Origin of the sequence: Saccharothrix sp. ALI-22-I (assembly GCF_001984175.1) — a bacterium.
GTDB lineage: Bacteria > Actinomycetota > Actinomycetes > Mycobacteriales > Pseudonocardiaceae > Actinosynnema.
Window position 1 is genome coordinate 20,517 of sequence record NZ_MTQP01000025.1, and the last position, 8,174, is coordinate 28,690.

The window sequence follows — 8,174 nt, forward strand, 5'->3', positions numbered from 1 at the left end:
CCCTGGAACCGCTCACCCGTTGGCGTTGACCGGTCGGGTCGGCTCGCCGCAGATGACGCCGCGGCCGTTGGTGCCGACGTAGACGCGGCCGTGGATGCGCGGGTCGCCGGTGATGGTGTTGCCGGTCCAGGCGTACTGGTGCTGGTCGTCGTTGATCCGGATCCAGGTCCGACCGGCGTTGTCGGAGCGGAAGATCCCGCGCACGTCGCCGATGCGGGAGCTGGTGTAGACGGCCGGATAGGTGCTTCCGGGCGCGGCCTTGCCGAAGCCCACGTTGTCGCCCTCCACGACGCCCGGCAGGCGGGTGAAGGAGGTGCCGCCGTCGGTCGATCGCCACAGCCCGTAGACCTTGCCAGTCTTGCCGCCGCCGAGCCAGATGTCGCCTTCATGGCCGGGTACCGGCTTGAACCGGACGTTGCCCTCAGCGGGCAGGCCGGTCGCCCCGGTCGGCGCGAAGCGCTTCCCGCCGTCGGTGCTCCGGTAGAAGGTGCCGGCGTGGCAGGCGTAGAAGACCGCGGGATTGACGCGGTCGGCGCGCACCAGCGCGCCGGAGGGGGCGCCTTCGCAGGCGGTCCACGTCGCGCCCGCGTCGGCGCTCCAGCTCACCGGCGCGCCCGCGGGTGCCCACACGACCCGGCCGCCGTCCGCCGCGATCGCGACGGCGCTGTCCTCGACGCCCGGACCGGTCAGGCCGGCCGGTTCGCTTCCCGAGGGGGTCCAGGTGTCGCCGCTGTCGGTCGAGATCGCGAAGTGCTGGGTCCAGTTGCCGGTGGGGTTGCCGACCCGGACGATCGTGCGGGGCGCCTTCTCGGCGTAGTCCAGGGTGGCCGTCATCCCGAAGGAGGGGTTGTCGTACATCGTGGTGGCGCGGGTGAAGTCCGTGTGCCGGAAGCCACCGACGTCCCCGACTCCGGAGAACAGGTGCGCGCCGACCGGAGGGCTGATCAACGAGAGGACCGCGGTCTCCTCCAGGCCCTCGGCGCGGACGTCGATCCGCACGGTGCCCCCGGTGTCCCAGTCGGTGAGGTTGTCGGAGCCGAAGATCGTGGCGCCCGTGCCGTACAGGAAGCGGTTGGAGGCGAAGGGGTCGATCTCCAGCGCCTCGGTCATCCACCCCAGCTTCGGCGCGACCACGGGCGGTGCGGGGGTGGCGTTCCAGGTCAGCCACGGAGCGGCCGAGATGTCCATGGTGTAGCGGAACGTGCGCTCGGTGTCCGACGCCCAGTCCCAGGCGCGGGTCCAGCTCGCGCCGCCGTCCGTGGAGCGGAACAGGATGATGTCGGGGTGCCAGTGGATCTGGGTGGCCACCATGAGGGTGCCGGGGTTCTGCCGGTCGATGGACAGGCCGGAGTAGCCCCACTGGCCGTCGGGGCTGGTGGAGGGCACCGGGCTGATGCGCGTCCAGGTGTCGGTGGCGGTGTCGAGCTTCCACACGTCGCCCTTGGCACCGTCGTACGGGCCGGCGGTGTCGCTCGTGGCCAGGTAGAGGTAACCGTCCTCGTGGTCGAACACCGCCTTGTGGGGGATGAAGCCGGTGGGCTGGCCGGGCACCCGCTGCCAGGTCCGGCCGGCGTCGGTGGAGCGGTAGAGGATGTTCTCCTTGTCGGCCACCGTGACGTACAGCGTCCGCGTCTGGCGGCCGCGCCGGCCGGTTCGCTTGTCGAACACGACCTGGAGCACGCCGAGGTTGTCACTGTTGTAGCCGCCGGTGTCGTTGGGGTCCGGGACGAAATTGCCGACGTTGGGGAAGCTCTCGACCTTCGCCCAGGTCTTCCCGTGGTCCACGGAGCGCCACAGGCCGTTGCCGCCGCGCACGCCGAGGTAGAGGACGCTGTTGCGGTGCGGGTCGACGGCCAGGCGCTCGCCGATGCCGCGGCCCGGCATGTTCCCGCCCAGGCGGAACGGCAGCATGGTCGTCTGCCAGGTGCGGCCGCGGTCCGCGGAGCGCAGGATCGCGCCCATCGTCGGATCCCACTCGGGGATCGTGTAGGTGCCCACGGCCGCGTACACCCGGTCGGGGTCGACCTCGTCCGTGGCGACGCTGATCACCCCGGTGTGGCCGTAGTGGTCCCAGTCGACCCAGTCGAGCAGGGGGATCCAACGCTTCGTGCGCTTGTCGAGGCGGTAGACGCCACCGATGTCGGTGCGCGCGTAGACCAGGCCCCGCTCGCTCTGGCTGAAGACGATCCCGGAGACGAAACCCCCGCCGACGACCTCCGCGTTCCGCCAGGCATACCTCCCGGAGGGACCTGCCGAGGCGTTCGCGGTACCGGCGGTGGCGACCGACATCAGGGGAACGCCGCCTGCGACGGCGGCCGCGGCTGCCGCCACCGAGCGAAGGACGGTGCGCCTGCCAGGCCCCTGTGCGGCCGGTAGGGGAGACGGGGAATCAGGGGAACTCGACACTGGGATCGCCCTTCGTCGCAGGGAACGGATGCCCGGCGGACCACCGGTCGCCGGGATGCCGAACGCAGAAGACAGGGTGCGTGACACCTGTCGTCGAAGCGCTTCGACACCGTCGTCTTCGGGACACTATGAGTGATGAGAAGATCGCGCAAGACGTTGCACACACCCCGAAGATGTTGTTTAATCCCGGTTTCGACTCGTCGCTCCGAGGGGCAGGGTGGCCGAGACCTCGGGCTGGCCCCCGGAGATTGAATCGATTCGACTCTGCGGGCGGTCGCGATCACGGCCGCGGCCATCGGCACAAGCCGACATCAGCGTCACGACCGGTCTGCGGTATGAAAGTGCCTTGGGAGCGCGCGATTAGTGATAATGAGGCGTTCGCTCAGCCGGGGGTGGGATGGGACAACCAACACTCTTTCTGGTGGTCGGGCTGCCGGCCACCGGAAAGACCAGTGCTGCCCGACGCATGGAGATCGAGCGCAACGCGCTTCGCCTTACCAAGGACGAATGGGTGAAAGCTCTTTACGGGCACGAGAACCCGCTGGCGGCCTCCGACGTGATCGAAGGACGGCTCATCCAGATCGGGCTGTGATCCGCGGGACGCCGTAGTGCCCGCCGACTCGCGATGGACGACGCGGATGCGAGCGGCCAGGCGGGCGTCCGCGGCGGCGCGGCCCGCGCGATCGGGGGCGGTGGCCTTCCAGTGGTAGTAGCTGGACCGGGCGACTCCGATGACCTGGCACAACCGCTTCACGCCGTGGTGGCGTTGATGATCGTCAACGAACTGGAAGCGGTTCAGGAGCCGTAAATCAACTACTGCCCGCTTTGATCATGTTTTCGTAGTGTTCGATCGCGGCTTTCAGGGCTTCGATCGTGCGGGGTGGGTGGGTTCGCCGAGGCGGAGCGAGGACCGCGGCGGTGTTGGGTCCGGCGAAGGCCAACAGCGGTCTGGTCCGGTGTGCGTGGTAGCTCAGGGTGTTGCGGTCCCGTCGGAGTAATCGGGCCACCAGGGTCAGGGTGACGGTGTTGCGGCAACTCAGGATTGCCGCCAGCACGCGGTGACGGTGGTCGAGGAACCCGAAGCCGGGGTTGTATCCGCGACGGTCGATGCCCTGCCTCCTCTGCCGCTCGGCTTCGGCCAGAAGCTTGCGGCAGGGTTCGAGTTCGTCCACGAGCCGGTCGAAGCGTTCGCGCGTCATGCCGGTCAGGGCGGGATGGGTGAGTAGGAAGGTGGATTCGGCAGGGATCGTGGGCGGTTGGCGTGTCGGCTCGGTCGGTGCTTCTGTGTCGGGATCGCGTGGGGCGATGGCGTAGTTCCATTCGCCGTGGAACTCCTCGCGTTCGACGCGGTGTGCGACGGCTTGGCGTTCGGTTTTGGTCAGCGTGCGGCCGGTGGGGTAGTCGTTCTCGTCCAGCGTGGCCTTGACGGTCAGCCCGGTGCGGGTGCGGGTGGCCGAGATGCTTCGAAGCAGTACTTCGTAGTCGGTCAACGGTTGCCCGCGCAGGCTGTGGGTGATGCGGGAGAACAGTCGGTGCTCGACTTTTTTCCACTTGGAGGTTCCCGGCCGATGCCGTTGCTTCAGTACCGCAAGTAGTTCGTCGCGGGTCGTGGTGATAGTTGGTGGTGTGATCTTGTGTCGGCATGCTGTGCCGCTCGAAAAGTCATCGCCGCTGGTAGAGCAGTGCAGACGCCTGCTTGAGAGCATGCTCTGGTGATCGGGTCCCTGCTGTAAAAGGTGACCCGGAAGCTGATGTTCGCCCCGTCGGCGCTGCTCCGCAGTGACGCAGCGAAGGACGCCGAACCGCTCGTGCCGCGCCACCAGAACGCGGTCCTCCGCCGCCAACTCACGGCCTCGGTCCGCGATGAGCCCCGTGGACCGTTCCGGTTCGCCGCCCTGTCCAGGTTGATAGACCGTCGGCGATGACAGAAGGTCTTCCCGGTCACTCCCGGCACCCTGCTCGCCCGGCACCGCAGATCCGTGGCCCGGGAACGGGACCACACCGCCCACCGACGCGTCGGACGCCCGCCAACCTGAGCTGCGATCAAGGCACTCGCACTGCGGCTCGCCGGCGAAAATCCACGGTGGGTCATCGGCGCATCCAGGGCGGTCGGCCCGGCTCGGCCACAGGATCGCCGCCTCGACCGTCCGGCGGATCCTCAACACGGCAGGCGTCGACCCGGCGCCGCGCCGCTCCGGCCCGACGCGAGTTCTCCACCGCCCAGGCCCAGGGCATCGTCGCGGCGAACTTCCTCCACCTCGACACCGTGCTCGGCACACGGCTCTACGCGTTGGCCTTCCTCGAACACGACACCCGACGCCTGCACATCACCGGCGTCACCGCCCACCCCACCCGGGACTGGACAGCACAGCAGGCCGGGAACCTCGCCGCCGACCTCGGCACCCGCATCGAGTCCCCGCGCTTCCTGCTGCGCGACCGCGACGGCAAGTACGGCCAGGCGCTCGACGCCGTCTTCCAAACCGAAGAACTACGCGCGATCAACAGTGCGTCGCAGGCGCCCCGGATGAACACCCACTGCAAACGGATCGTCGGCAGCATCCGACGCGAGGTCCTCGACCACATCCTGATCGCTGGTGCAGTCCACGCACGTCAGGTCCTCACGACCTACGAAGGCCACTACAACCGGCACCGGCCCCACCACGCCCGCGACCAACTACCCAAGGCACGCGAGCACCCCACCACGGTGCACGACCTCGACACCACGGACTGCTACGCACCCGCATCCTGGGCGGACTCATCAACGACTACAGACACGCCGCTTGAACAGCAGCGATGACTTCTCGAGCGGCACACGGTCTACCGCGCGCGGCGCGACCGGAGAGGGCTCCGTGACCGACCCGTCAATCCGACGTTCCTCGGGAGCGTTCGACGGGAAATCACTTGATGGCGCGCGACGGCGGGCCGGGCACCGAGCAACAACCCGACCCAGGATCGAGGGTGATCAATTATGGCTGCGATGTTCGAAATCGTCGAGGGCATGATCGGTGTCATGCCCGACCCGACCGACAATCCGGACGGACATGTCGTGCCGCACAGCGACGCCGGTGTCCGGATCAGCGTCGAGGTCGGCAATGTCGGCGACGAGCCGGGCACGGCCACTGTCGGCGTCGAGGTCGACGATGTGTTCGTCACCGAGTGGGAGTCCGACGAGGTGGGCCCCGGTCAGACGGCAGTCGGATTCATCGATCTCGGCCGACTCGCCGCCGGAACCCGCATGATTCTGGCCTTCGTAAACCCCGGATTCGGGCGGCAAGGCTTCGGGATCGCAAGGATCAACCTTCCCTGAATGCAGGATTCCCCAGCGCAGTCAGAAGAACAGGAACGACGCGATCATGTCACTCACTTGTGTCGTCGGTGTCGTCGGTGTCGTCGGAAGGCCCTGTATTTGCCGAAATGTCGTCGGTGCAGGTCATCCCCGAAGGAGTGGGGCCGTCAAGAGGGTCCGCTGACCTTGTTTTGGTCTTCTCCACTGGGGTGTGGGCGCGCCGGGATAAGGCGTCGGGGTAAAGGCTCGGGCGGAGCCCGGTGTCTGGGATGGGTGTTGGATCGCGGCAGCGGGCGGTTCGTCTGTATCGTGGGCAGATTCCGTCTCCCGGGCGTCCGACGGTGGCGTGGCGCGAGGATCGGGTTCGGTTCTGGGCCGGGATCGCCGCGGGGTTGAGTTCCGAGGATGCCGCGGTGGCGATCGGTGTGTCGCAGGCGGTCGGTACTCGGTGGTTCCGTCACGCTGGCGGCGTGCGCCCGAATCTCCCCGCGACCGTGTCCGGCCGGTACCTGTCGTTCCTGGAAAGGGAGGACATCGCGATCTGGCATGCCCAGGGCTGTGGTGTTCGTGAGATCGCCCGGCGGCTGGGGCGCTCGCCCTCGACGGTCTCACGGGAGCTGCGGCGTAACGCGTCGACCCGCACCTACCGCCCGGAGTATCGCGCGTCGACGGCGCAGTGGCATGCGGAGCGGCGGGCGCGACGGCCGAAGACCTCGAAACTGGCGACGAACGCGCGGCTGCGTGACTACGTGCGGGAGCGGCTCGCCGGAGTGATCCGGTGTCGGCGAGGTACGGCGGTGGCGGGGCCGGTCGCGCCGAGGTGGAAGGGCCGTAATCGGGGCCGGCGGCAGGACCGGCGGTGGGCCAGGGCGTGGAGCCCGGAGCAGATCGCGAAGCGGCTGCCGTTGGACTTTCCGGACGACGCCTCGATGCGGATCTCCTCGGAGGCGATCTACCAGGCGCTCTATGTCGAGGGGCGTGGCGGGCTGGAGCGTGAACTGGTTGCGTGCCTTCGCACCGTGTGCCGCTCGAAAAGTCATCGTTGCTGGTCAAGCAGCGTATCTGTACTCGTTGATGAGCCCGCCCAGGATGCGGGTGCGGTGCAGTCTGTGGGTGTCGAGGTTGTGCACGGCGGTGGGGCGCTGCTGGACGTTGGGTGGTAGTTGGTCGCGGGCCTGGTGAGGCCGGTGCCGGTTGTAGTGGTCTTCGTAGGTCTTGAGGACCTGGCGTGCGTGAGTCTCTCCCCGGATCAGGATGTGGTCGAGGAGTTCGCGTCGGAGCGTGCCGATGACTCTTTCGCAGTGGGCGTTCATTCGAGGCGCCTGTGGCGCGCTCTTGATCACGCGCAGGTCGTCAGCCTGGAAGACAGCGTCGAACGCCTGGCCGTACTTGCCGTCGCGGTCGCGGAGAAGGAAGCGCAGGGACTCCATCCGATGACCGAGGTCAGCGGCGAGGTTCCTGGCCTGCTGCGTCGTCCACTCCCGGGTCGGGTGGGCGGTGACACCGGTGATGTGCAGGCGTCTGGTGCCGTGTTCGAGGAACGCCAACGCATAGAGCCGCTTACCGAGCACGGTGTCGAGGTGGAGGAAATCCGCCGCGACGATGCTTTGGGCCTGGGCGGTGAGGAACTCCCGCCAGGTCGGGCCGGCACGGCGGGGCGCCGGGTCGATGCCCGCTTCGTGCAGAATCCGCCAGACCGTCGAGACGGCGATACGGTGGCCGAGCCGGGCCAGTTCGCCCTGGATCCGCCGATGACCCCACCGCGGGTTCTCCCTGGCGAGCCGCAGCACGAGCGACTTGGTCGCGGCTCGGGTCGGTGGGCGTCCGGTGCGTCGACGCGCTGAGTGGTCCCACTTACGAGCCATGAGTCTGCGATGCCAGGCGAGCAGCGTGCCCGGCGTGACCGGAAAGACCGCCCGCCACCGCCGACGATCCACCAACCCGGACAGGCCCGCGAACCACAACCGATCCGCGGGCTCGTAGCGGACCCGACCTGCGAGTTGCCGCCGAAGGACCGCGTTCTCGTGCCGCAGCACGAGCAGCTCGGCGTCCTTCGTCGTCTCGCTGCGCAACACCACCGACGGCACAGCCAGCAACTCCCGGGTCACCTTGTACAGCAGGGACACGATCACCCGGGCATGCTCTCAACACACTGACACCCTCGCTCCACCAGCGACGACGACTTTCCGAGCGGCACAACCTCCTGCGCCGAGGCGAACGTCCTCGTGCTCACCAGCGGCGTGTGCGCCAACACCGTGGAGACCGCCCATTGGTCCGCCTCGTTCGGCCGCTGCCCCGGACGCCCGGACCCCAGGGTGACCTTGTCGCGGTCGTTGACGACCCGGTTCCACACCTGCCTGCCGGTGTAGCGCGGATTCCCCAGAATCGCCGCCACCGTCTGCACACTCCACGCACTGTCCGACCGATGCCGGTTGCGGTCCACATCGGACCCCGACGGGCTGGGCACGGCGCGTTCGTTGAG

At 68.3% G+C, this 8,174-nt stretch carries 7 protein-coding genes and 1 pseudogene; 4 read left to right on the forward strand and 4 right to left on the reverse strand.

Going from position 1 to position 8,174, the window contains the following annotated elements; genetic code table 11:
- Positions 1-12: 12 nt before the first annotated feature.
- Positions 13-2,331, reverse strand: coding sequence for a sialidase family protein (locus ALI22I_RS01620; protein ID WP_202970554.1), 2,319 nt, complete (start codon positions 2,329-2,331; stop codon positions 13-15).
- Positions 2,332-2,827: 496 nt separating this feature from the next.
- On the opposite strand from ALI22I_RS01620, the gene ALI22I_RS01625 reads away from it, so the two are divergent.
- A complete protein-coding gene (locus ALI22I_RS01625) occupies positions 2,828-2,998 on the forward strand; it encodes an AAA family ATPase (protein ID WP_202970555.1) in 171 nt (56 codons plus the stop codon).
- A 217-nt stretch (positions 2,999-3,215) separates the two neighbouring features.
- On the opposite strand, the gene ALI22I_RS01635 is transcribed toward ALI22I_RS01625, so the two are convergent.
- Positions 3,216-4,376 (reverse strand): ISAzo13-like element transposase-related protein, encoded by a 1,161-nt coding sequence (locus tag ALI22I_RS01635; RefSeq protein WP_202970556.1) that lies wholly within the window; start codon positions 4,374-4,376, stop codon positions 3,216-3,218.
- Positions 4,377-4,489: 113 nt separating this feature from the next.
- Here ALI22I_RS01635 and ALI22I_RS01640 point away from each other — a divergent pair, with 113 nt between their 5' ends.
- The 3 genes and pseudogenes from ALI22I_RS01640 to ALI22I_RS01650 all read left to right on the forward strand — a co-directional run.
- On the forward strand, positions 4,490-5,203 hold the full coding sequence (locus ALI22I_RS01640; protein ID WP_202970557.1) for an integrase core domain-containing protein: 714 nt from the start codon (positions 4,490-4,492) through the stop codon (positions 5,201-5,203).
- 180 nt (positions 5,204-5,383) lie between these two features.
- Complete coding sequence (locus ALI22I_RS01645) at positions 5,384-5,713, forward strand: hypothetical protein (RefSeq protein WP_077003799.1); 330 nt, start codon at positions 5,384-5,386, stop codon at positions 5,711-5,713.
- Between the two features lie 248 nt (positions 5,714-5,961).
- A pseudogene (locus ALI22I_RS01650) lies at positions 5,962-6,711 on the forward strand (transposase); the annotation flags it as partial.
- Between the two features lie 30 nt (positions 6,712-6,741).
- Here ALI22I_RS01650 and ALI22I_RS01655 read toward each other — a convergent pair.
- Together ALI22I_RS01655 and ALI22I_RS01660 are read right to left on the reverse strand one after the other, a co-directional pair.
- A complete protein-coding gene (locus tag ALI22I_RS01655) occupies positions 6,742-7,824 on the reverse strand; it encodes an integrase core domain-containing protein (protein ID WP_077003801.1) in 1,083 nt (360 codons plus the stop codon).
- Positions 7,821-8,174, reverse strand: a 354-nt coding sequence (locus ALI22I_RS01660) for a recombinase family protein (RefSeq protein WP_238598007.1), incomplete at its 5' end; no start/stop codon positions are given. The genes ALI22I_RS01660 and ALI22I_RS01655, both read right to left, overlap by 4 nt.